General features: G+C 43.8%; 23 protein-coding genes and 1 other annotated feature. Of the genes, 11 read left to right on the forward strand and 12 right to left on the reverse strand.

Going from position 1 to position 20,983, the window contains the following annotated elements; genetic code table 11:
* Positions 1–11: 11 nt before the first annotated feature.
* Entirely contained in the window at positions 12–872 is an 861-nt protein-coding gene (rapZ, locus tag RTX25_RS01855) for an RNase adapter RapZ (RefSeq protein ID WP_312649761.1), read from the reverse strand.
* Between the two features lie 56 nt (positions 873–928).
* Complete coding sequence (locus RTX25_RS01860; RefSeq protein ID WP_312649764.1) at positions 929–1,219, reverse strand: ATP cone domain-containing protein; 291 nt, start codon at positions 1,217–1,219, stop codon at positions 929–931.
* A 252-nt stretch (positions 1,220–1,471) separates the two neighbouring features.
* Between RTX25_RS01860 and RTX25_RS01865 the strand changes: the two genes are divergently transcribed.
* From RTX25_RS01865 to RTX25_RS01885, 5 genes are all read left to right on the forward strand, one after another.
* Entirely contained in the window at positions 1,472–2,113 is a 642-nt protein-coding gene (locus RTX25_RS01865) for a 50S ribosomal protein L25 (protein WP_312649766.1), read from the forward strand.
* A 220-nt stretch (positions 2,114–2,333) separates the two neighbouring features.
* Positions 2,334–3,485: a hypothetical protein gene (locus RTX25_RS01870; protein WP_312649768.1), complete on the forward strand. Its 1,152-nt coding sequence runs from the start codon at positions 2,334–2,336 to the stop codon at positions 3,483–3,485.
* 123 nt (positions 3,486–3,608) lie between these two features.
* Positions 3,609–4,484: an HAD family hydrolase gene (locus RTX25_RS01875; RefSeq protein ID WP_312649770.1), complete on the forward strand. Its 876-nt coding sequence runs from the start codon at positions 3,609–3,611 to the stop codon at positions 4,482–4,484.
* A gap of 66 nt (positions 4,485–4,550) precedes the next feature.
* A complete protein-coding gene (locus RTX25_RS01880; protein ID WP_312649773.1) occupies positions 4,551–5,390 on the forward strand; it encodes an alpha/beta hydrolase in 840 nt (279 codons plus the stop codon).
* A gap of 188 nt (positions 5,391–5,578) precedes the next feature.
* Positions 5,579–5,896 (forward strand): four-helix bundle copper-binding protein, encoded by a 318-nt coding sequence (locus RTX25_RS01885; protein WP_312649774.1) that lies wholly within the window; start codon positions 5,579–5,581, stop codon positions 5,894–5,896.
* A gap of 176 nt (positions 5,897–6,072) precedes the next feature.
* On the opposite strand, the gene RTX25_RS01890 is transcribed toward RTX25_RS01885, so the two are convergent.
* The 5 genes from RTX25_RS01890 to RTX25_RS01910 all read right to left on the reverse strand — a co-directional run bounded on the left by RTX25_RS01890 (position 6,073) and on the right by RTX25_RS01910 (position 11,758).
* Positions 6,073–7,842 (reverse strand): M3 family oligoendopeptidase, encoded by a 1,770-nt coding sequence (locus RTX25_RS01890; protein WP_312649777.1) that lies wholly within the window; start codon positions 7,840–7,842, stop codon positions 6,073–6,075.
* Between the two features lie 102 nt (positions 7,843–7,944).
* Positions 7,945–8,679 carry an ABC transporter permease gene (locus RTX25_RS01895; RefSeq protein WP_312649779.1) on the reverse strand — a complete coding sequence of 245 codons (735 nt, stop codon included), beginning with the start codon at positions 8,677–8,679 and terminating at the stop codon, positions 7,945–7,947.
* Complete coding sequence (locus RTX25_RS01900; protein ID WP_312649781.1) at positions 8,676–9,596, reverse strand: ABC transporter ATP-binding protein; 921 nt, start codon at positions 9,594–9,596, stop codon at positions 8,676–8,678. Before RTX25_RS01900 ends, RTX25_RS01895 begins: the two co-directional genes overlap by 4 nt.
* A complete protein-coding gene (locus RTX25_RS01905; RefSeq protein WP_312649783.1) occupies positions 9,596–10,741 on the reverse strand; it encodes an ABC transporter permease in 1,146 nt (381 codons plus the stop codon). The genes RTX25_RS01900 and RTX25_RS01905 overlap by 1 nt, the downstream gene beginning before the upstream one ends.
* A 69-nt stretch (positions 10,742–10,810) precedes the next feature.
* Entirely contained in the window at positions 10,811–11,758 is a 948-nt protein-coding gene (locus RTX25_RS01910; protein WP_312649785.1) for a glycine betaine ABC transporter substrate-binding protein, read from the reverse strand.
* 565 nt (positions 11,759–12,323) lie between these two features.
* Here RTX25_RS01910 and RTX25_RS01915 point away from each other — a divergent pair.
* Genes RTX25_RS01915 through RTX25_RS01925 form a run of 3 tightly spaced genes read left to right on the forward strand, consistent with a single transcriptional unit; the run spans position 12,324 to position 13,870 of the window.
* On the forward strand, positions 12,324–12,671 hold the full coding sequence (locus tag RTX25_RS01915) for a helix-turn-helix transcriptional regulator (protein ID WP_312649787.1): 348 nt from the start codon (positions 12,324–12,326) through the stop codon (positions 12,669–12,671).
* The gene (locus RTX25_RS01920) at positions 12,655–13,356 is read left to right on the forward strand and encodes a permease prefix domain 1-containing protein (RefSeq protein WP_312649788.1); all 702 of its coding nucleotides are present in this window, start codon (positions 12,655–12,657) and stop codon (positions 13,354–13,356) included. The genes RTX25_RS01915 and RTX25_RS01920 overlap by 17 nt, the downstream gene beginning before the upstream one ends.
* Positions 13,349–13,870 carry a hypothetical protein gene (locus tag RTX25_RS01925; RefSeq protein ID WP_312649791.1) on the forward strand — a complete coding sequence of 174 codons (522 nt, stop codon included), beginning with the start codon at positions 13,349–13,351 and terminating at the stop codon, positions 13,868–13,870. Before RTX25_RS01920 ends, RTX25_RS01925 begins: the two co-directional genes overlap by 8 nt.
* 170 nt (positions 13,871–14,040) lie before the next feature.
* Here the strand turns inward: RTX25_RS01925 and RTX25_RS01930 are convergent, their stop codons facing one another.
* Genes RTX25_RS01930 through RTX25_RS01940 form a run of 3 tightly spaced genes read right to left on the reverse strand, consistent with a single transcriptional unit; the run spans position 14,041 to position 15,689 of the window.
* Positions 14,041–14,733: a helix-turn-helix domain-containing protein gene (locus RTX25_RS01930; RefSeq protein ID WP_312649793.1), complete on the reverse strand. Its 693-nt coding sequence runs from the start codon at positions 14,731–14,733 to the stop codon at positions 14,041–14,043.
* 4 nt (positions 14,734–14,737) lie between these two features.
* Complete coding sequence (locus RTX25_RS01935; protein WP_312649794.1) at positions 14,738–15,133, reverse strand: DUF3783 domain-containing protein; 396 nt, start codon at positions 15,131–15,133, stop codon at positions 14,738–14,740.
* A 40-nt stretch (positions 15,134–15,173) separates the two neighbouring features.
* Positions 15,174–15,689 carry a peptidylprolyl isomerase gene (locus RTX25_RS01940; protein ID WP_312649796.1) on the reverse strand — a complete coding sequence of 172 codons (516 nt, stop codon included), beginning with the start codon at positions 15,687–15,689 and terminating at the stop codon, positions 15,174–15,176.
* Positions 15,690–16,096: 407 nt separating this feature from the next.
* Between RTX25_RS01940 and RTX25_RS01945 the strand changes: the two genes are divergently transcribed.
* The 3 genes from RTX25_RS01945 to murI all read left to right on the forward strand — a co-directional run bounded on the left by RTX25_RS01945 (position 16,097) and on the right by murI (position 19,000).
* Positions 16,097–16,549, forward strand: a complete 453-nt coding sequence (locus RTX25_RS01945) for a hypothetical protein (RefSeq protein WP_312649798.1) — start codon at positions 16,097–16,099, stop codon at positions 16,547–16,549.
* A gap of 51 nt (positions 16,550–16,600) precedes the next feature.
* Positions 16,601–16,853: a binding site (T-box leader), on the forward strand.
* Positions 16,829–18,088 (forward strand): tyrosine--tRNA ligase, encoded by a 1,260-nt coding sequence (gene tyrS, locus RTX25_RS01950; RefSeq protein WP_312649800.1) that lies wholly within the window; start codon positions 16,829–16,831, stop codon positions 18,086–18,088. Its footprint overlaps the feature before it by 25 nt.
* Before the next feature lie 129 nt (positions 18,089–18,217).
* Positions 18,218–19,000, forward strand: coding sequence for a glutamate racemase (gene murI, locus RTX25_RS01955; RefSeq protein WP_312649803.1), 783 nt, complete (start codon positions 18,218–18,220; stop codon positions 18,998–19,000).
* Between the two features lie 84 nt (positions 19,001–19,084).
* Here murI and RTX25_RS01960 read toward each other — a convergent pair whose 3' ends face one another.
* Positions 19,085–19,882, reverse strand: a complete 798-nt coding sequence (locus RTX25_RS01960) for a DUF308 domain-containing protein (RefSeq protein WP_312649806.1) — start codon at positions 19,880–19,882, stop codon at positions 19,085–19,087.
* Positions 19,883–19,913: 31 nt separating this feature from the next.
* Positions 19,914–20,816 carry an aldo/keto reductase gene (locus tag RTX25_RS01965; protein WP_312649808.1) on the reverse strand — a complete coding sequence of 301 codons (903 nt, stop codon included), beginning with the start codon at positions 20,814–20,816 and terminating at the stop codon, positions 19,914–19,916.
* Positions 20,817–20,983: the final 167 nt, after the last annotated feature.

A 20,983-nucleotide genomic window follows, 5' to 3' on the forward strand; every position in this document is an offset into this window, starting at 1 on the left:
GTTCATTATTTCTAAATCCTATCGATATCACGATGCTGGGTAACAACACTGCAGTTCTTTGATGTCAGAAAATCCGCTGTCCTTCTTGCAAAGGAAACGGAGCGGTGCTTTCCGCCTGTACATCCGTAGGCAATCACAAGCTGGCTTTTTCCTTCATCAATATAAAGGGGAACCAGATACTCGATGAGATCCATCAGTTTATCGAAAAGTGTCTGTGCAAGTCCGGTTTCCATGACATAGTTGAAGACCTCATCATTTTCTCCCGTCTTTTCTCTCAGTTCAGGTACATAATAGGGATTGGGCAGATATCTCAGGTCAAAGACAAGATCGGCATCATTGGGTATGCCATACTTGTAACCGAAGGATACTGTCTTGATCTGCATGCTATGTGTGCCTTCAAGCTGGAAGAGCTTGATGACTTCCTTTTTAAGATTTGCACTGCTGAGAAATGTGGTATCAAGGATATAGTCTGCACGGCTCCTTATAGTTTCAAAGGAGCTTCTTTCTTTATCGATGGCCACATCAAGGGACGTGATGTCGCTGCTCATCATGGGATGTTTTCTTCTTGTCTCCTTATAGCGGTTAAGAAGAGTATCATCAGATGCATCCAGAAAGAGGAGCTTATATCTGATTTTATTTTCATCAAGCATTCGGATCTCTTCATAAAGATCATTGAACACATTCTTGCTTCGGGCATCCACCACAAGTGCCAGACGGTCTTCCTTACCCTTTGTCCCGATACTCAGTTTTGCAAAGGACAATATAAACTGAGGAGGCAGATTGTCGACACAGTAAAAGCCCAGATCTTCCAGAGCGTTGATCGCTACAGATTTACCTGACCCTGACATTCCTGTTACAATAAGCAGTTCCATCTTTACACCTCCATTATTTTTACACCGACCTGTTCAGCTCCCGCTGTTCAGGAGTTCTATTCTTCTCTTTTTCTGATTTTTTCACCTTCATAGAAGTCTTTTGCGATATTTCTGTACCCCATCTCTTTGAGGACTCTCACAACCACACCTCGGATTTCATAGGTTGATGTGATGCCTTCTTCTCCACGTACTCTGACAATGGTCTTTTCCACGGAGTCGGCAATCAGCTCAAGCTCTTTCTCTGTTACCTGAATCCGGGAATCTCTGGCGCTGTTTGCAACGGAGATCTTGATTCTGTCACGAGCAAAGTCACTGATCCTGCCATCTCTTTTCACAACTTTAAGCATTTTAACCCCACCTTTAACCTTGATTTGTTGTTTTTATTATACTATATGCAGGAGAAAATTACGCAAGATCTGATGAAATTCATGCATACTGTTGGTCATTAATAAGAACTTCGTGTAAAGATTTGAAACAGAACGTAAACCAGGAGACAACATCTTCTGAATTATCACAATATTTAAGCTGATTTCATTTCCTTTGGGGTACAATAGATCTTGTCAGATAAATGATATACCAAAAGTATGAGGAGTGATTTTATGAGTAATACAGTATATCAGATCGAAAGACGAAGAGACGGTGTGAAAGCGAAGAAGCTGAGAAGAGAGGGCGTTGTGCCTGCGGTGATCTACGGTAAATCCTACAAAGATTCTTTACCCGTTGAAATAACCCTGCAGGAAGCCAATAAGCTTCTAAAGGAAAACACCCAGACATCGATCATCAAACTTGAGGGACTGGATGAGACAGTCAATGTCATCGTAAAGGAAGTTCAGCGTAACGGTGCAACTTTCCTGCCCGAGCATATCGATTTCCAATCCATCTCCTTACGTGAGATCATCACAGTAAATGTACCGATCCATATTACCGGCGAAGAAAAACTGCAGTACAGCCAGCTGATTTTCCAGCCTAGCCTTCAGGAACTAGAACTGAAAGGACCAGCTGAGGATCTTCCAGAAAGACTGGAACTGGATGTAAGCAAACTGGAATTTGAAGAAAAAGTCTTCGTCAATGCCATTGAGGTTCCAGAAGGAATCGAAGTGGTTAATGAGGAAGATGTACTCATTGGAGTCGTCATTTCCGCAACTTCAGTAACTGAAGAAGATGAAGCAGCCGATGTTGCGGCAGCTGAAGGTGAAGATAGTGCAGAAGTGCCTCTGGTGGATGAAAAAGAAGAAAAATAACCTTTAAAGAAAAAGCGAATTATGAAATTCATTGATCTGATAAACCGGCCAATCGGGGCCGGTTTTTTTACTGCACACATCCTCTCCAGTGCATGTGACATAGGTGTTAATCAATCCTTTATATTGTGTTCAATTTTTTATAGTATACTTTATCCACTCATAAAAATGTGTTTCATACACATCTATGGATTTTTAATCAAATATAACTAGGAGGTATGTTATGACTTACATCATTGCAGAAAAATTCCCGCACCCCATCATTGAGAAGAGTGAACCGCCTCTAGTCTCCATCTACATGCCGACAAGCAGGATAGCTACTGAAACAAAGAACAACAGTATCCGGTTTAAGAACCTTCTCAGGCAGGTAGAACATACTCTGATATCAGACTATGCCGGAAAAGCCACTGAAAAGATCCTGGAAAATTTAAGAGAAATGCTAGACGATAAAACTTTCTGGTCCTATCAGCTGGATGGACTTGGTATCCTTGCATCGGAGGATGAAGTTGTCGTATATAAACTTCAGAGAGAGGTCATGGAATACTGTGAGGTCTCCAGCACTTTCTACATCAAGCCTCTGCTCAACGCTTATCAGACGGATGACAGTTTCCAGATTCTGGCGCTGTTCAAGGATGGATTCAAGCTTTATGAGGGCAACAGGTATGCGCTAAGAGAAGTTACGATTCCTGAGGATGAATACAAATCCCTAAAGGACGTCGTCGGATACTTCTATGAAGAAAACCATATGCAGGGTTCTTCCGTGGGTATGGGTTCACAAGGCGGCGCAACAAGATTCGGTGTTGCCGGCTCCACAAGAGACGAGGAAGCAGTGGACATGGAGAAATACTTCAGATGGGTGGACAGATATATCACGGACAACCATTCAAAGAGAACTGAAGTTCCGCTGATTCTCGCAACTCTTCCTGAAAAACAGTCGGAGTTTGCCCAGATCAGTCATAACGATTACCTGATGAAGGAAGGAATCAGCAAGGATCCTCAATCCCTGGATGAAAAAGAACTGAGAGATCTGGCCTGGAAGATTATGGAGCCGAGATTCAATGAAAATCTCGAAAAGGCCGTAGACAGATATGAACTGTCACAATCAAGAGAACTGGCATCAGAAGATATCAGCGAGATTGCAAGAGCGGCAAGAGACATGAGGATCGACACTCTGCTCGTCAATCTGAACAAGACGGTTCCCGGACATATCGATCCGGACAATGAAAAACTGCTGGATGAAAACGGATCCGGCGATATGCTTAATGATCTGGCGCTCATGGCCATAAAACAGAAAGCCAAGGTCTATGTGGTATCAGACGAGAAGCTGTCCCTTGACAGCGGTGTGAAAGCCATTTTCAGATTCCCTATGTCATAAAATAAACTGCTGTATAGGCAGCTGCAGACTGATATCTGCAGCTGCCTAAAATAGTGTGAACCTGAAAACGGTATCGTATGATATACTTTGGATGAAAGAGAAATCGCAATTTGGAGGGTTCATATGAAACTTTTTGTAACAGATCTGGATGGAACTTTATTAAATTCTGATCATCAGCTCACCCCTTTCAGTATGAATGCAATCAGAACTGCCATGAACACAGGTATGCCCGTGTGCATCGCCACAGGAAGATCATATAATGATATTCTAGGGATCATCGCCGAGCTTCCCGTAAAGCCATATATCATATCCAGTAACGGTGCCAGTGTCTATCATGCCAACGGAAGAAAAATGCACTCCACGTCCATCCCAAAGGATCAGGTACGTGAAATCATCACCTATCTCAAGCAGCAGAATCTGGAGTTTGAAGTTGCGGATGACGAGTATACCTACATCACTCAGGGCGGACTTGATCTTCTTTACAAAGAACTTGAAGATGTAGGCGCATCGGATACCCTGAAAAAAGAAGAACTGGAAAAAGATGTGCTGGGTCTTGTTCTCTCCCAGGGCAATCTTAAGGTTGTTCCCACCATGGAGGATCTGCTCATGAGCATTGAAAGCGGAAACAGCGTATCATCCATCAGTGCGTACCTCAACAAAATCCAGAAATCCATGGAGTATTTCACTATGGATAAAAGAATCAGAACCTTCAGTTCCTGGAAATACAATTTCGAGATGACCAGCAGCCAAACCTCAAAAGGTATTGCACTCAAGCAGCTTTGTACGCATCTCCAGGTGGATCTTGAAGATGTGGCGGTCATCGGAGATAACTATAACGATCTGTCCATGATCAAGATTGCGGGAATAAAAGGCGCAATGGGCAATGCTGTTGAAAACGTGAAGAGCATAGCGGACTATATCGCTCCTTCCAATGATGAGGACGGTGCAGCGAAGTTCCTTTATCATCTCATGGATGAAATGGGCATTCTGTACAAGTAGAATCCATTTTTATATACTTTTGAATCAGTACCCTCTAATTTATAATGATGTTATATCATTTAGTAATTGGGGGGTTATTTTTATGTCTTTTTTGATATTAATGGAACAAAAATCTTCTATGAAATCCGGGGTAATCAGAACGCAGAGGAAACCATAGTATTTCTTAATGGTGTTATGGCCAGTACAAACAGCTGGTATGCACTTTCAAAGCCCTTTGAAGACCTGGGTTTCAGAGTCCTTCTTCATGACTTCAAAGGACAGCTGAAATCGGATAAACCGGATGGTCCCTATACCTTTCAGGAACATGCAGACGAGCTTAAAATGCTTCTTGAAGAGCTTAGAATCGAAAACGCACATTTCATCGGCACATCCTACGGCGGTGAGGTGGCCATGAAGTTTGCCTCTCTTTATGGCAGCACCATGAGGACCATGACCATCATCGATTCCACAAGCGAGCTTGACCCGGTGATGAAATATTTCATTTCCTCATGGAAGAAGGCTGCTCAGGAAGGTGACGGTGAAAAGTTCTTCAATATTCTTGCACCCTCCATTTACGGAGAGAAATTTATGAGAGAAAACGCGGAGTTTCTTGAAGCAAGAGCAAAAGCCACCAAACATGTGGGCCAGGAATATCTGGATGGACAGATCATTCTCTACGATACCTTTATAAACGATGTGAATATGACCGATATCCTTGAGGATATCCGTGTGAAAACCCTTGTCATCTGCGGTGAGGAGGACATCCTCAAAAGACCGAAGCAGTCTCTGCTTATCCATCATAAGATCAGAAATTCGGAATATGTCATCCTTCCTGAATGCGGCCATGTGTCCATATTCGAGAAACCGGAGGAACTCAAAACCCTTCTTCTGGGATTCATCCTCAAGAACCGAGGTCCAGCGGCATAACGGTTACTCCAGTAAATTAGACATCAATCCAACAGATCAGTGTTTCTTCAGAGAAGATTATCTTAAGAGGCACTGGTCTTCCCATTTGATTATTTTCCCTTTCCTAACACATTATCCACAGGTGTGCCACATTTTTTCCCTATATTGGTCATGTAACGGCAGAACATATTTATATGAGGAGGAAAATCATGGATAAGAAACTTATGACTACCCTGCAGGAATGCATGATATCATGCAATCACTGCTTTGATGCCTGTCTCAAAGAAGACGATGTGAAGATGATGGCAGAGTGCATAAGGCTTGATCGGGAATGCGCAGATGTCTGCGGTTTCGTTTCCGCTCAGCTTACATTAAGCGGCAAGGTCACAAAAGACCTGGTGGCAGTGTGTGCAAAAATCTGTGATCTTTGTGCAGAAGAGTGCGAGAAGCATGACCATGAGCACTGCAAAGCCTGCGCAGAATCCTGCAGAACTTGCAGTGAAGCGTGCAGAAACTATTCCGCTTAAGCTGACCCTTTTTACAGCTTCAAAATCAGAAAGCTCTATTCCTTTAGCCTCACGGTTAAAGGAATAGAGCTTTTTCTTAAAACAGCCTCTTTCTAAGTGGTCCTTGACGTAATCCAGATGTCCACGAAAGAAAGAGGCTGCTATTCATTCATCAGCTGCTTCTTTTTGAAGTTTATCTATTTCTTTGTCAGTTCAAGAAACTTCTCAATATCTTTTTCGATGATGGAGAGAGAGTCTCTGAAGAAGTCAGGTTTTGTCACATCGATGTTCATTCTCTCTGCAACTTCCTTTATGCTTCTCTTACCTGTAACAGCAAGAAGCTCGTCATACTCAGGGACAAACTCCTCTCCTCTTTTCAGGTAGATGGCATAGAGGCCTTTGGAGAACAGAAGTCCGAAGGCATACGGGAAGTTATAGAAATTTCTTCCTGCAGAGTAGTAATGGGTCTTGTTCAGCCACATATAGGGATGAAGCATATCACTGTCAAGACCGTCACCATAGGCTTCCTTCTGGGCATCCAGCATATAGCTTTTCAGCTCTTTCACAGAAAGCGGATGATCTGCCCGTGTTTCAAAGAGTCTGGTTTCAAAGAGATAACGGGAATAAATATCCACGATGACCTGGCAGGCATCGGAGATGGACTGCTCAAGGATCGTAACCGCTTCTTTTTCATCCATATCCTTAAGGGCAGCGTTCACGACGATGGTTTCACAGAAAATCGACGCCGTTTCCGCAATAGGCATCGGATAGCTGCTGTTCAGGATGGACTCATCTTTCAGATTGAATCCATGATACCCATGTCCCAGTTCATGGGCTAGAGTAGTCATGTTGCTGAAACTTCCATCAAAATTGGACATGATTCTTGACTCACCGATGACATGAAGATTTGAGCAGAAAGCCCCGCCTCTCTTGCCGTCTCTTGGCTCGACATCCATCCAGTTCTTCTCATAGGCTCCGCGGGCATAATCGCCAAGTCTTGTACTGAAGGTGCTGAAATTCTTCACCACGAAGTCCATGGCCTCTTTATAGGAGAAGCTCAGCTGTGACTCACCCATAGGGGCAAAAAGATCATAGAACGGAAGTCCGTTTTCATGACCCAGAAGTTCCGCTTTTCTTCTCAGGTATTTTCTGAACATGGGGAGCGTTTCCTTAATGGCTGTGAACATTGCATCCAGTGTCTCTTTCTCCATACGGGACTGTACAAGGGTTTCTTCCAGAGGATTTTTGAATCCACGAAGTTCTGTTACAGTAAGCACTTCACCCTTGATGCCGTTCAGCGCTGCCGCTGAGGATTCTTCCACCTGGCTATATGCGGCAATTTCCGCTTCAAAAGCCTTCTTTCTTACAGATGGATCCTTGTCATAGGCAAGGTTTCTCACTGCGGGAAGAGGAAGCTTTCTCATTTCACCATCCATCTCGATATCCACAAGAAGTGTTGAGGTGAGAATGTTCTGGAGATCCGTCCAGGCTTTGGATCCTGTATTGGACATCCTTGAGATGAGGATTTCTTCTTCATCACTCAGAAGATACTCTGCATTTCTCTTGGTCTCAAGCAGAATATATTCATGCTCCTTGAGAAGCTCGCTTGTCTCTATGATTTCTTCGAGATTCTCCGTCCTGTCGATGAACCGGTTGAACATGACCTCAGCTTTGGTCAGGTCGGACAATTTCATGGCTATTCTTGAATAGTTTTCTCTCGCTTTTTCATTTCTTGCATCTACAGACATGGTGAGACTTGAATAACCCAGCACTCTGGAGATGAGTTTTGACAGCGTCATGTCGTATTCAAGGTATTTTTCTATCTTCTCCTTTGCGTGATCAGGCTCTTTAAGCTCCTTCTCCGCAAAACTGTTGACTTCTCCGATCAGTTCCAGAATCTTTCCGGAATCCTTCACAAATTCTTCTGATTCAAATGACTGGTACAGCTCATTTAAGCTCCATCTCATAATTTTTCCACCTTTCTTCCATTTAGATAATTCATTATATCACGTGATATTCTATAAGCTTTCCTGAATGATCATTTCTGTATGCCTGCAGTTTATATCTGTTCAGCTGCCGGTATAGACAAGCTTTTTCTGAACCTGTTCAAGAATCAGCTCAACGATCACCGCGAGAACTGTAACGGGGATTGACCCCATAAGGATAAGCACCATATCGAAGGTTCTCACCCCATTCACAACAAGGACGCCAAGGCCTCCAGCTCCAGCTGCGGCAGCCAGTGTCGCGGCACTGATGTTGATCACTGTAGAGGTTCTGATTCCGCCCAATATGGCATTCATGGCCAGTGGAATCTTGACCTTTCTGTAGGTCTCCCACTCACTCATACCCATTCCCCGAGCCGCTTCCACGACAGAAACCGGTACTTCCTCTATGCCCACAACCACGTTATAGACAATAGGCATGAGTGCATAGATGAACAGCGCAATGAGCGCACCTTTGATGCCATAGCCCACAATGGGCACCACCAGCGCAAGAAGCGCTGCAGAAGGAAAGGTCTGACCGAGATTGACGAGCTTAAGCAGTGAGGGTTTGAACTCTTCGCCGAAGCTCGTGGTGAGAAACAGGCCAAGCGTGATCCCGAATACAATCGCCATGACACTGGAGATGACCACCATTTCCATATGCTGCATAAAGAGTACATGCAGCGGAGTTCTTGAGCCTTCAGGGAATTTCGAGGTAAACATGCTGCCCAGAATGCGCTCAAACCCTTTTGAATAGATGAGCATCGCGCCAAGCAGAAGGATCAGGATGATGATGGGGATAAATGAGAGATTCTTCTTCATGTGTGTTCACCTCTGATCAGTTTCATGATGGCCGCAAGTGAGATGCTGCCTGAGTTAAGAGCTACTCTGTCTTCCCCTCGGAGGATCATCTCAGAGAGGGCTTCTTTCAGGGATGCATCATCTGCAAGAGGTTCACCTTGAACTTTCAGCTCTTCTTTGTACTCCCTTGCCTTGAATCTTGCAAGAAGACTCAAAGCGCCTTCTTTTCCGAAGAAGTCTTCAACAAACTGATCTTCGGGTTTCAGGATGACCTGCTCCGGTGTCCCCTCCTGAACAACAATCCCGTCTCTCATGATACAGATTCTATCCCCAAGAAGAAGAGCTTCCTCCACATCATGGGTCACAAAGATCACCGTCTTTTTCAGTTTCTTCTGGATCTCCTTGAATTCCTTCTGGAGCCTCAGTCTGCTGATGGGATCAACCGCTCCGAAGGGCTCATCCATAAGAAGGATATGCGGGTCTGCGGCAAGCGCTCTTGCAACACCGACTCTCTGGGCTTCTCCTCCAGAGAGTTCCCGTGGCAGTTTTTTGAGATACACCTCAGGCTCAAGCCCCACAAGCTCAAGCATTTCCCTGTTTCTTTCTCTGATTCTTTTTTCATCCCATTTCAGAAGATGAGGTACCGTAGCGATATTGGCAGCCACATCCATATGAGGGAAAAGTCCCGTGCTCTGAATGACATAGCCCATCTTCTTTCTTAAAGTTTCCACCTGAATGGAATCCACATGCTCGCCTTCAACAAAGATATCCCCGGAGGAGCGTTCGACCATACGGTTGATGAGTCTCAAGGTTGTGGATTTTCCGCATCCGGAAGGACCAAGAAGTACATAGAGTTCGCCCTCCTTGACTTCAATGGATATCCCTTTCACCGCTTCATATCCTTCATAGTCTTTATATACATCTATAAGCCTGATCATTATTTTCTCCTCCCTATACGCTGAATGACACTTTTCAATATTCCATCCATAGTGAGGGTCAGGAATATTATGGGGATGACACCGAGTAGGACAAGATCCGGAGATCCTTCTCCAAGTCCAAGGAATACAAATGTGCCAAGGCCGCCTCCACCAACAAGGCCAGCTAGAACTGCTCCGCCGATGGTCTGGACCAGAGCGATTCTCACTCCTGTGATGATGATGGGAAGTGCCAGGGGAAACTCGATTTTTCTGAAGATCTGGCTTTTGTTCATACCCATGCCCATGGCAGCTTCGATGACGTCTCTGCTCACCGAAATGAATCCGACTAAAGTGTTTCTTCCGATGGGAAGAAGTGTATAAAGCGTCAGTGCGACAAAGGCAGGTGCCCATCCGATACCGCTGATGCCCAGGGACCTGAAGAAACCGATCCTTCCAAGACCCGCCAGGGGGACCAGAAGGATACCAAATAGTGATAGACTGGGTATGGTTTCAACGATGCTGAGCGGCACCATGACGGCACGTTCAAGATTTTTCTTTCTGTAGGCAAGATACCCAAGAGGGATGGCGATCAGTGCACCCGCCAGAACAGAACCAAGAGAGAGGAAGAGATGCGTTCTTACGCTTCCGATGAACTGGTTTCTCTTGATCTGATATTCTTTCATAATGGAGAAGGTGTCAAAGCTGCCCATGTAGATCATCACAATCACTGCAGTGATGACTAGAGCTGCAATCATCTTGATGATCCTGCTTGTTCGGTCCTTCCCTTTGATCGCATGACCAAAAAGAAGATAGAGCATGACAAGAACGATATAGAAACCCATGGACAGACTGACTCGGATTGCCGGGCTGCCTTCTGAGAGCGCCTCAGCTTTTCTCCCCATGAGAAACATCAGGAGGACAAAAAGAAGAGCCCCACAGATTATGGACATGAGGCTTTTTCTTCTTGATGGAGACAGAGACACCACAGCCATGGCAACAAATCCTCCAAGAAGGATGAGAACGGGAAACCCGATCAGTGCATAGGCTGTGTACTTCTCTCCACCTGCTATCCTGTTTGGCTTGACCTCGACAATCTTCAGAAATGCCAAGGCCAGAAATGCCACAATGGAATAAAACATCTGAGGCTTATCAATCGCGCGTTTCAAAAATATTACCTCTTTCGTCGGCTAAAATTTACATCTAAATGCTCTAAGCTGGTGTCTGGTGTATCTCTGTTATTCCAGAATTCCATTGTCCTTCAGGAAAGTTTCCGCCACGTCTCGTGGTGAAAGTCCGTCAACGATGACTTCCTTGTTCATCTGCTGAAGATTTTCCTTGTTGAGCAGACCGAATACTTTCTCTACGATCTCCTGAATTTCAGGATACTTGTCGAGCACTTCTTTTCTGACTATGGCTGATGGTTCGTAAACCGGTGGAATGGACATGCTGTCTTCTAGAATCACAAGATCAAGATCCACAAGGGAACCGTCTGTTGCGTAGGCTAGAGCGACGTTTACCCCGTCTGTTCCATTGGCCAGGGCTTTCAGCGTTTCAGCTGTATTTCCATGAGGAAGCTGAATCATCTGATCCGGTTCAAGCTTGAATCCATAGGCTTTTTCCATACCAAGAAGCCCAGCTTCTTTTTCGGCAAAAAGCTGTGAGGTGATGAGCTTCACTTCTCCGCCATCATTGATGTATGCGGCCAGATCTTCCATAGTGGAAAGATTGTTTGCTTCAGCAAATTCTCTTTTCACGGCAAGAGCTTCTGTGTTGTTGGCATCGGCAGGTTTCATCCAGATGAGTCCGTTGGTCTCCTCATCAAAGGTCTTTATGGCTTCATAGCCTGCGTCTTTGTCTCTCCAGGTATCCTCTTCTATTCCCTCTGAATAGAACTGTCCGTTACCGGTATAGTCAATTCCCAGGTCAAGTTCGCCCTGAAGGAGTGCATTACGATGCACATCCGGTGTGCCGAACTGCACTTTATCATCGATTTCGTAGCCTTTGTCCTCAAGAGCAAGCAGGAGCATATTCCCCAGAATTCCGCCTTCTGTATCCACGAAGGACCCCAGTGATATAGGATCACCCTGATTCTTTATCTCATCTGTGGAGGTTTCTCCTCCGCAGGCTGCAAGCATGGTCATGGCAAGTACGGAAATCATCAATATCGCTAATTTCTTTTTCATTTTTTACCTCATTCCTTTCATCTGTAGTTCTTTGTCCAATCTGTTCAAAATTCTTTAATAATCTGATTATAGTATAATGGTATTGCTCTAATTGGAATAATTCATTAAGTAATATATAACTTTAAGTGAACAATTCACAATCAGCATGATGTATCTTAAGTCCTTTCCGGTATGAAAGTAGTAGCTCTAGTATTAAGTATATGTGTATAAGTCCGTAATTAACAATAGTTATCCATAGAAACGGATAAGTTATCCACATTCTGTGGATAAACACCCTCTAAATATTCTGTCTAAAGGGATACATCGTGATATTCAATGAGAATGACCAGCAGAAAAACGGAAGACTTGTCCACAGGTTTTCCTGATCCTTGTTGATGACTTTCAAAACTGAATCTCAGCTCTTCTGAATCTGAGTTCCGTTTTTGCCTGAAAACTGATGTCTGCTACACTTGTTATGCTCAGATTTCTTATCTTGACATACCTAGAAGTTCAAGGTATTCTAACCATAGAAGGTCTAGGTATTCTAACCATAGAAGGTCTAGGTATAAAGATAAGGAGGATGAACATGAATTTCGATAAGAATCTCTTGGGTGGTACAACAGGACTATTGCTTCTATCACTTCTCTCAGATCAGGACATGTATGGATATGAGATCATCAAGGAGCTGGAGCGCCGCTCTGACAGCTCATTCCAGTTCAAGGAAGGCACACTGTATCCCGTACTCCATAAACTGGAGAATATGGGCTGGCTGAAGTCGTACCTTTCCAAAGGTGATGCAGGAAGAGAAAGGAAGTACTACCAGATAACGGTGAAAGGAAAAAAGCAGCTGACTCTTGAGAAAGAGCAGTGGGAAGTGTTTACTCAGTCTGTGGAAAAGGTTGTATTTGGTGGACAGTATGAGCTGGCAAGATAGGGACGAGTATCTGAAGGAGATTATCGCCCAGGTAAAATTCTTCTTTGATCATGAATCCATTGAGAAAGAACTGACGGTGCATCTTGAAGAGCGCAAAGAAGACTATATCTCTGAAGGTTATGCAGAGAAAGAGGCGGAAGAGCTGACAATTACAAACTTCGGAGATCCTGTAGAAATCGGAAAGGCATTGAATAAGGAACATAGCCCACTACTCGGTTGGTTATATTATATAACCAATACACTAGTCGGAATTATTGTGATTTATTTTGTTTTTGCTTTTATAATGCCGCTCGGCATGATTATTCTGGATAGAAACCCGGCAAGGACTATCCCTGAAGAAGATATCCTCTACCGGATAGATGTGGATGAAAAAGTAAAAATCGATGATCGGGTAATTAAATTTGATGAGGTCATCTATGAGAAAAATGGTGATATGAACATTATTTACAGACAGATAGATACCAGTTTTAATAGAATGGGATGGAGCTTGGGGAATATTGGAACGATTATGGATGAAACAGGCAAGGATTATTTCTTTGGCTCTGGATTTTCATCATTTTCAAGAGGACTCTGGACAGTGCACAACTTTCCTAAATATTCGAAGAAACTGATTATTGAGTATGATTTTTACAATAGATACTACAAGGTGGAGGTTCCATTGAAGGCAGGTGCAGCTCATGAATAGAAAAAAGAAACTTATGAGAAATATTCTAATTCTTTCGGTTTTGTTTCTGGTTATATATTCCAAAGCAATCTATTTAGATCCTACAGCTGCTTACCGGGCATCTGAAAGAAGTATTCATTATGGTCCATCCACTGTTGTCCATGTGGAAGATTTTACCGGTGGGAAATATTTTCTCGGGAAATATGATCGATGGATTTCTTGCAGTATCATTAAAAAATCCAACAGATTCTTCTGGCATTTCGGTGGAGATGTCACAGGCTTAGAGATAAATTATGATAAGCCGCTTTTCTATGCGTCTCAATACAGTCAGCCTAATGCCAGAGCGTTCGGGATCCTTAATGACCCAAACATCGATAAGGTGGAGGTCCATTTAAGAGATGGAACGGTACTCACCCAGCGGGAATTCTACGAGGATATGTTTCTTATTACCTGGGAAAGTGAATTTGAGTTCTGGGGAATCGTTGCTTATGATGGTTCTGGCAATGTGATCTTCGAGGAAGAAAGGTTAAGGTAAAAGCTTTAAAGCGAAGCATCTTGAATCTACGCAGAATGTATTTTAGAATGATACTTCTAAACTTTAGACCTAATTATATTGCAGCAGGTTAACCCATGAAATACTAATGACCCTCTCCAGAATGGAAAGGGTCATTTTTCGTATAGCTTTCTATATTAAATATGGTGTCTCTACAAACTGACTTCAACTTTGTATAGCTTCAGCACTGTCCTGATTTCCTTGATCGGTACAATTTCGGATCTCTGACTCTCGTTAAAGTTCAGAAGCTCAACATTTCCGTTATTGAGATTTCTCACCTTTCGGAGGATGTTCTTCCCCTTATAGGAGATGAGCATAATCTGCGTACCCTGAATATCCTTGGCTTCCACTCCGGTAACAAGATCGCCTTTATGGATACGATATCCTTTAAGGTCATCATTCTCCACTTTCAGCATCGCTACTTTATCCATGGGATGCCCGTCTATCTTCTTGTTTTCCACCACATGGCTTTTGTGTGCCACAGGGTTTTTCATTTCATAGTCATAGATGGGCACGTTTTTGATATTCTCACCGAATGCCTGATTCCATAAATCATTAACCGGTGTTTTCGGTGCCACATAGACTTCCTTCTTGATGAACTCCTTGGTTCTCTCGAAAGATTCGGACTGGGCCGCTGATTCTTCAAGCGAGCCTAGACCGATGGTTGTAATCTTCTTATCGAACACCTTTGAAAATCTCTTGATCAGATCTTCATTGATGACTCTTCTGCCCTGCTCGACTTCACTTACAAAGCTTTCCGATACACCGAGTTTTTTTGCGACCTGCTTCAAAGTCATGCCAGATTCCTGCCTTGACTTTTTAAGCTCGTCTCCTACTCTAGCCATTTTCTCACCCCAGATTTTCTGCTAATTTCGCTCTTCTTTCCATTTCGATCTGCTTGTTCTCTTCTCTTTCTTCCAGCAGATGTTCAATCATATAGTCAAACTTCCAGTTCAGATTCGTTTTCGTGATCACAGCCATGATTGAACCGAAGACATGCTCTTTCCTGATCTTCGTTATGATTTCCTTGAGTTCGTCATTGGTCTCATAGCCGCAGAAGATCATGATCTTGACGACACCAAGGGGTTCACCTATATGAGGGATCTCCTTGCTCTCTATGAGCTCCGCCAGAGTTCCTCCGGCATTTCCGTTATGGATCTGGTGAAGATTAAGGCCTTCACCTGCAAGTCTTTCCTTTTCTTCTTCACTGAGTCCGTAGACCAGTATTTTTCTGTTATCTGTCATTTTTCTCTCCTGAAAACTGATATTTAACACACACTGACATTTACTTGATGACTTCTGGTTCCCCGATTTCTTCAGCATGCTCAACAGTGACCTCAGACATGATCTGGTCTACCCTTGGCATATCTCTGTAGTCTCTGTCCACTCTTACGATTTCCATGGCATTCTCTATTCCTTCAGTCACCTGACCGAATGCCGCATACTGTCCATCTAGATGTGGTGAATCTGCGACCATGAGGAAGAACTGGCTTCCTGCAGAATCATTGTGCTGGCTTCTCGCCATGGAGATGACACCCTTGGTGTGCTTAAGATCATTCTTGAAGCCGTTTCCGCTGAATTCACCCTTGATGTGGTGTCCTGGTCCGCCGATTCCGATTCCCTGAGGGCATCCGCCCTGGATCATGAAGCCTGGAATGACACGATGGAACTTCAGTCCATTGTAAAATCCCTTCTTGACCAGTGAGACGAAATTCGCAACGGTGTTTGGTGCGATTTCAGGATACAGTTCGATTTTGATTTCTTTTCCTGTTTCAAGCTTTATGGTTACTATTGGATTCATTTGATTACGCTCCTTGTCATTTAATATTTTCTTCTACATTATACCAATACTTCTCCCTAAATGAAAAATTAAATTACTGTTGACTAGAACGAGTGTTTGTATTATACTGAAATCAGAACAGTAGTTCGTAGTGCATCATCACTACCCGGGTGAGATTATCTTCCCATAATCACACCAGCAGGCCATCAAGAATCAGCGCAGGTTCTTTGAGCCTTTCTAATATTTCATAACCCCATAAAAGGGGTTTTTTTTATTGAATCAGATTACTCCTCTGCTTCATCGGTACAGGATCGTTCAGTCACGTATGAGCTTCAGTTTATTTCTATACCCTACTAACAAAAACAATTGCAATACGTTATAATATTGCTAAATGTATAAAATTATTTAGATATCATGAAAAAGGGGGAATGGCGTCTATTGCCGACGCACTATTTATGAATCTGCAGTTTAAAGCAATACTAAAATTTTTAAGCCTTATTGCCCTGGCTGTCATCGGAGAACTGTTCCTGGGTCTTGGCACAGGTAACGGCAGCGGAAATTATTACAGTGTCTATATTCTCATCGTAACGGTGATTGTTTTCTCCCTCTTCGGGATTGTCCTTGGCGGAAACGATCTGAGTCAGTACCTCACCAGCAGACTGAGGGTAAAGATCAGCCAGCTGAAGCTTGCACTGGGTCTTGCAGGACTGACCATCTTCATCACCATAGGCATCCTTGCACTCTTTGAACCCGGAAATAATTTCGCACCCAACGGAGTATTCGAATTCTTCCTGAAAAGCCCAGCCTTTACCCCTCTGTATCTCATCGTATGCGGATATATGCTGGCAAGCTCGGTTGAAAAGTATGAGGGAATGTTCTAAATAAGGGCATTGACTTAACCGAAATGTATGTATAGAATAGTGCTTAAATCAAAAAAAGCGATGACGAGAACGAGTAGTCTCTGGTGAGCCTTAAGAGAGTTTCCGGTTGGTGTGAGGAAACAGGCAGCCTAAGATGAATACATCTCCGAGCTGAGCACCAAAATGCAGTTTTTTGCAGAGTAGGCTGTTCCGGTAGACTGCACCCGATATCGTGCTAGGGTATGAATGTACCCGATAAGTTTTCCCATGGTGACATGGGAGATAAATTAAGGTGGTACCATGAAGCTTAGCTTTCATCCTTTACAGGATGAAGGCTTTTTTGTTGTCAGAAATTATGGAAGAGAGGGAAAAATTATGGAAATCAGTGACATTATGAGAATGATCCGTAATGGATCGAAAGAAATTATCGGAGAAAAGGACCTGGAAGAAAAACTTGAAAGCGGGAAGATTCTGCGTGTGAAACTGGGACTTGATCCCAGTGCACCGGACATCCATCTCGGTCATACGGTCGTCCTTCGAAAACTGAAGGCATTTCAGGACCTGGGTCATGAAGTTCATATCATCATCGGAGATTTCACCGGTATGATCGGAGACCCCACAGGGAAATCTGTCTCCAGAGTCCAGCTGTCAAAGGAGCAGGTGGCGATCAACGCCAGAACCTATACCGATCAGATTTTTGAAATTCTGGACGAAAAGAAGACGGTTGTTCATTTCAACAGCACATGGCTTGAAAAACTCGGGCTTCACGATATCATCGATCTGACCAAAACGACAACCGTTGCACGTATGCTCGAAAGAGAGGATTTCAGGAAGAGATATGAGTCCCAGCTTCCCATAGGCATCCATGAATTCCTTTATCCCCTCATGCAGGCCTACGATTCCATCGCCATAAATGCCGATGTGGAGCTTGGTGGTACAGACCAGACCTTCAATCTCCTCATGGGCAGAACCCTACAGAAATCGAAAGGTCTTTCGCCTCAGACGGTGATCATGATGCCCCTTCTTGAAGGCCTGGATGGTGTAAACAAGATGAGCAAGAGTCTCGGCAATTATGTAGGCATCCATGAAGATCCCGAAACCATGTTCAGCAAGGTAATGACTCTACCGGATGATCTCATCATCAAATACTTCAGCCTTGTGACCGATCTTCTTCCCGATGAAATCGAAAGGCTTGAAGAAAGAATGAAGCTTGAGAATCCCAAAGAGATCAAAATGAGACTGGCAGAAGAAATTACAGCAATCTACCATGATAAGGAGAATGCACAGGCCGCAAAAGAAACCTTCATCAAGGTTTATTCACAGGATAAGCTTCCCGATGATCTTCCTGAAGCAGAGTCAAAGAGGGAGAATTTCAGCCTTGGGCATATTCTTAAGGAACACGGCCTGTTATCGAGTCTTAATGACTACAGAAGACTTCTTGCGCAGAACGGCATTTCCGTAGACGGAAAGAAGATCGTGGAAGAATTAGAAATCCCTGAAAGTGGAAGCTTCGTTGTGACCGTCGGAAAAAGAAAGCATCTGAGAATCACGCTTTTATAACCGATAACTGCAATGCGGCATTACATTCAGCTCAAGTTTCCTCCTTGACGATAATTGTACTTAACCATTCGATTTGCTAAAATAGGGTGTAGACAAATACGCATGAGAAATCAATCGGAGGAAACCATAATGGCAAAAAGACAACCCATAGGATTTTTTGACTCTGGTGTCGGCGGCATCAGTGTACTGAAAAAAGCGGTAGAGCTCCTGCCATATGAGGACTTCATCTATTTCGGAGACTCCGTCCACGCACCCTATGGGGATAAAGACGTAGAGATCATCAGAAAGATGTCCTTTGATGCGATGGATTTTCTTCTCTCTTTCGACTGCAAGGCCATTGTAGTCGCCTGCAATACGGCAACCAGCGCGGCCATTGAAGAAATCAGGGAAAAATACAGCCATATTCCCGTCATCGGCATAGAACCTGCCTTAAAGGTGGCCATAGACCATACCGAAGACGGTAAGATCCTGGTCCTTGCAACCATCAGAACTCTGCAGGAGAATAAGTTCAGAAAGCTGTCCGAGAAATATGCGGAGTCAAGAAAAATCATCAGCCTTCCCCTACCAGGTCTTGTGGAAATCATTGAGAGCGGAGACCAGTACCAGCAGAGAAGCTATGATTATCTTAGAGATGCACTTGAAAAAGTGGACAGGGACATCAGCGCGGTGGTTCTTGGCTGTACCCATTACCCCTTTGTGAAGCCCTCTTTAAGGAGAATCTTCGGTGAAGACGTCCTAATTGTCGACGGCAGTGAAGGCACGGCTAGGCATCTTAAGGATGTGCTTGTCGAAAAGAATCTTCTAAGCGCAGACGACAATGATGGCAGCGTCAGAATCTTCAATTCCTCAAAGGACAAGAGGTTCATCGATCTGTCGAAAAGTCTTCTTGAAGAAAATATCGACCAGATCTGATCTCATTTACGATAATTAATCATCGCGAAAAAATAACCCCTTCAGCAAGTTGATTGTGCTGAAGGGATTTTCTTTTTTACTCTTCTATTCAAGGATGAAGAGATTAAGGGCTTCTTCCTTGGTATACATCTTCATTCTTTCCATTTCCTGTATGGCATAGTTGTCGATGGATCTTCTGGCTGTTCCCTTGATCTTCGTATCGATCTTTCGGACCTCCATCATGTTTGTCTCATTGACTCTGATGTCATAGCTTCTGCCGTTCTGGAAGATATAGTTGTAGCTGAGACGGTTGTCTTCTCCTTCAACGATGGTTGAAGCATTGACTTCGGTCACATCCAGATAGGTATAGGATCTTGTGGTCAGAAGTGTTCTGTCGGTTACCGTATTTTCTCTGAAGTCCACATACCGGAAAAAGGTGCTGACACCGAAAACGATGAGAAGGACACCGATCAGTATGGCTATCCCCTTCTTCTGCCCGGTCAGTCTGCCTCGTCTGTTGAACAGCGAGATGAAGGCGATGATGACAAGTGCAGTGCCTAGGGTAATCAGGATCACGCCTACAGGTGGAATCAGAATCCCTCCCTTTGGAACAAAGAGCAGTGAATCCTCACTTCTGAATACTGCAGCTCTTATGGTTTCCGAAAATATCGTCAGAACAAGACCGATTGCGGCAAGGATACCGAAGGACTTCCACCTTCTTCCGGGTCTTTTTTTATCAGGGATCTTTTCATTGTCCACAATGACCCTGTCCACCTCGATGACTTCATCCTGCCCGTTCTGTTTCCTGTTTTCTTCCTCTACCCTTGGCAGTTCACGAAAACGATCTTCGCCTAAGGTGACTTTCTCTCTTTCACTTTCAAACTGGTCTTTATTACTTGCCATGATGTTCACCCCCTAATTTATAGTCTGTGCTTTAAGGTAAGCTTTCTCCTATGGATGCCTTATAGACTGACAGCCAGTCCTCAGCGGAAAACCGGATATCCAGTGCATCCACTGCGTTCTTTATTCTTTCGATCTTTCCAGAACCTACGATAGGCAGGATCTTACCAGGATGACTGAGAAGGAATGCATAGGCTAGCGTGTCGATACGGTCTTCATTATGCTTTTCACCGATGGCAAGAAGCATGTTCCGGACATTTATGGCTCTTTCGGATTTTCCGGTGAAGAGCTCTCCCCCTGCAAGCGGTGACCATGCCATAGGATATAGTCCTCTTGTCATGATGCTGTCCATGGTACCATCTTGAAAGACGTCCAGCGTGAGAGGTGATATTTCCACCTGATTTGTGACCAGAGGATATTCCACATAGGAGCTGAGCAGCTCGAACTGGGAAGGCTTGTAGTTTGATACACCGAAGTTTCTAACTTTTCCGGACTGATAGAGTTCTCTGAATGCCTCACTTACTTCAGCTGGATCCATAAATGGCGACGGTCTGTGGATAAGAAGAAGATCCAGATAATCTGTACCGAAATTCTTCAGTGATCTGTCCACTGAAGTGAGAATATGCTTTCTTGAATTGTCATAGTGATGGGTTTTGAACTGAGGTCTGTTTTCGCAGGGAAATACAATGCCGCATTTCGTGACGATGGTGAGCCTCTCTCTGAGGCCCTTTTTCAGTTTCAGCGCTTCACCGAAAGCCTCTTCACAGGAAAATCCTCCATAGATATCTGCAGTATCCACTGTGGTGATTCCAAGATCCATCACCTCTTCGATAAAGTGCAGGAGTTCTTCCTTTGTCATCTTCCAGTCCAGAAGTCTCCAGTGTCCATGGATGATTCTATCCATGGTCAGGGTATCTGATAGTCTTACTGTTTTCATATTGACCCTCCTTAGTTTTTAAAAGACAGTTTTATATTACCCTCATTATATCCTTTATCGTGCCAATATAACACTTTTAAGGTGAATTTCGATAGTGTCAATTTACTGTAGGAAAAAATAATCAGAGGTCCCCATATTTGTAATGCCTATAGACCACGAATACTTTT

Source organism: Proteiniclasticum sp., assembly GCF_032054185.1.
In the GTDB taxonomy this organism is placed as follows: domain Bacteria; phylum Bacillota; class Clostridia; order Clostridiales; family Clostridiaceae; genus Proteiniclasticum.

Coding starts and splice junctions, on each gene's coding strand:
- RTX25_RS01920 (WP_312649788.1), top strand. CDS start 12,655: ATGAGCTGGCAAGATAGGGACGAGTATCTGAAGGAGATTATCGCCCAG.
- RTX25_RS01900 (WP_312649781.1), bottom strand. CDS start 9,596: ATGATCAGGCTTATAGATGTATATAAAGACTATGAAGGATATGAAGCG.
- RTX25_RS01945 (WP_312649798.1), top strand. CDS start 16,097: ATGGCGTCTATTGCCGACGCACTATTTATGAATCTGCAGTTTAAAGCA.
- RTX25_RS01960 (WP_312649806.1), bottom strand. CDS start 19,882: ATGGCAAGTAATAAAGACCAGTTTGAAAGTGAAAGAGAGAAAGTCACC.
- RTX25_RS01910 (WP_312649785.1), bottom strand. CDS start 11,758: ATGAAAAAGAAATTAGCGATATTGATGATTTCCGTACTTGCCATGACC.
- RTX25_RS01925 (WP_312649791.1), top strand. CDS start 13,349: ATGAATAGAAAAAAGAAACTTATGAGAAATATTCTAATTCTTTCGGTT.
- murI (WP_312649803.1), top strand. CDS start 18,218: ATGGCAAAAAGACAACCCATAGGATTTTTTGACTCTGGTGTCGGCGGC.
- RTX25_RS01885 (WP_312649774.1), top strand. CDS start 5,579: ATGGATAAGAAACTTATGACTACCCTGCAGGAATGCATGATATCATGC.
- RTX25_RS01865 (WP_312649766.1), top strand. CDS start 1,472: ATGAGTAATACAGTATATCAGATCGAAAGACGAAGAGACGGTGTGAAA.
- RTX25_RS01965 (WP_312649808.1), bottom strand. CDS start 20,816: ATGAAAACAGTAAGACTATCAGATACCCTGACCATGGATAGAATCATC.
- RTX25_RS01860 (WP_312649764.1), bottom strand. CDS start 1,219: ATGCTTAAAGTTGTGAAAAGAGATGGCAGGATCAGTGACTTTGCTCGT.
- RTX25_RS01875 (WP_312649770.1), top strand. CDS start 3,609: ATGAAACTTTTTGTAACAGATCTGGATGGAACTTTATTAAATTCTGAT.
- RTX25_RS01930 (WP_312649793.1), bottom strand. CDS start 14,733: ATGGCTAGAGTAGGAGACGAGCTTAAAAAGTCAAGGCAGGAATCTGGC.
- RTX25_RS01935 (WP_312649794.1), bottom strand. CDS start 15,133: ATGACAGATAACAGAAAAATACTGGTCTACGGACTCAGTGAAGAAGAA.
- RTX25_RS01915 (WP_312649787.1), top strand. CDS start 12,324: ATGAATTTCGATAAGAATCTCTTGGGTGGTACAACAGGACTATTGCTT.
- RTX25_RS01870 (WP_312649768.1), top strand. CDS start 2,334: ATGACTTACATCATTGCAGAAAAATTCCCGCACCCCATCATTGAGAAG.
- RTX25_RS01890 (WP_312649777.1), bottom strand. CDS start 7,842: ATGAGATGGAGCTTAAATGAGCTGTACCAGTCATTTGAATCAGAAGAA.
- RTX25_RS01940 (WP_312649796.1), bottom strand. CDS start 15,689: ATGAATCCAATAGTAACCATAAAGCTTGAAACAGGAAAAGAAATCAAA.
- rapZ (WP_312649761.1), bottom strand. CDS start 872: ATGGAACTGCTTATTGTAACAGGAATGTCAGGGTCAGGTAAATCTGTA.
- RTX25_RS01895 (WP_312649779.1), bottom strand. CDS start 8,679: ATGAAGAAGAATCTCTCATTTATCCCCATCATCATCCTGATCCTTCTG.
- tyrS (WP_312649800.1), top strand. CDS start 16,829: ATGAAGCTTAGCTTTCATCCTTTACAGGATGAAGGCTTTTTTGTTGTC.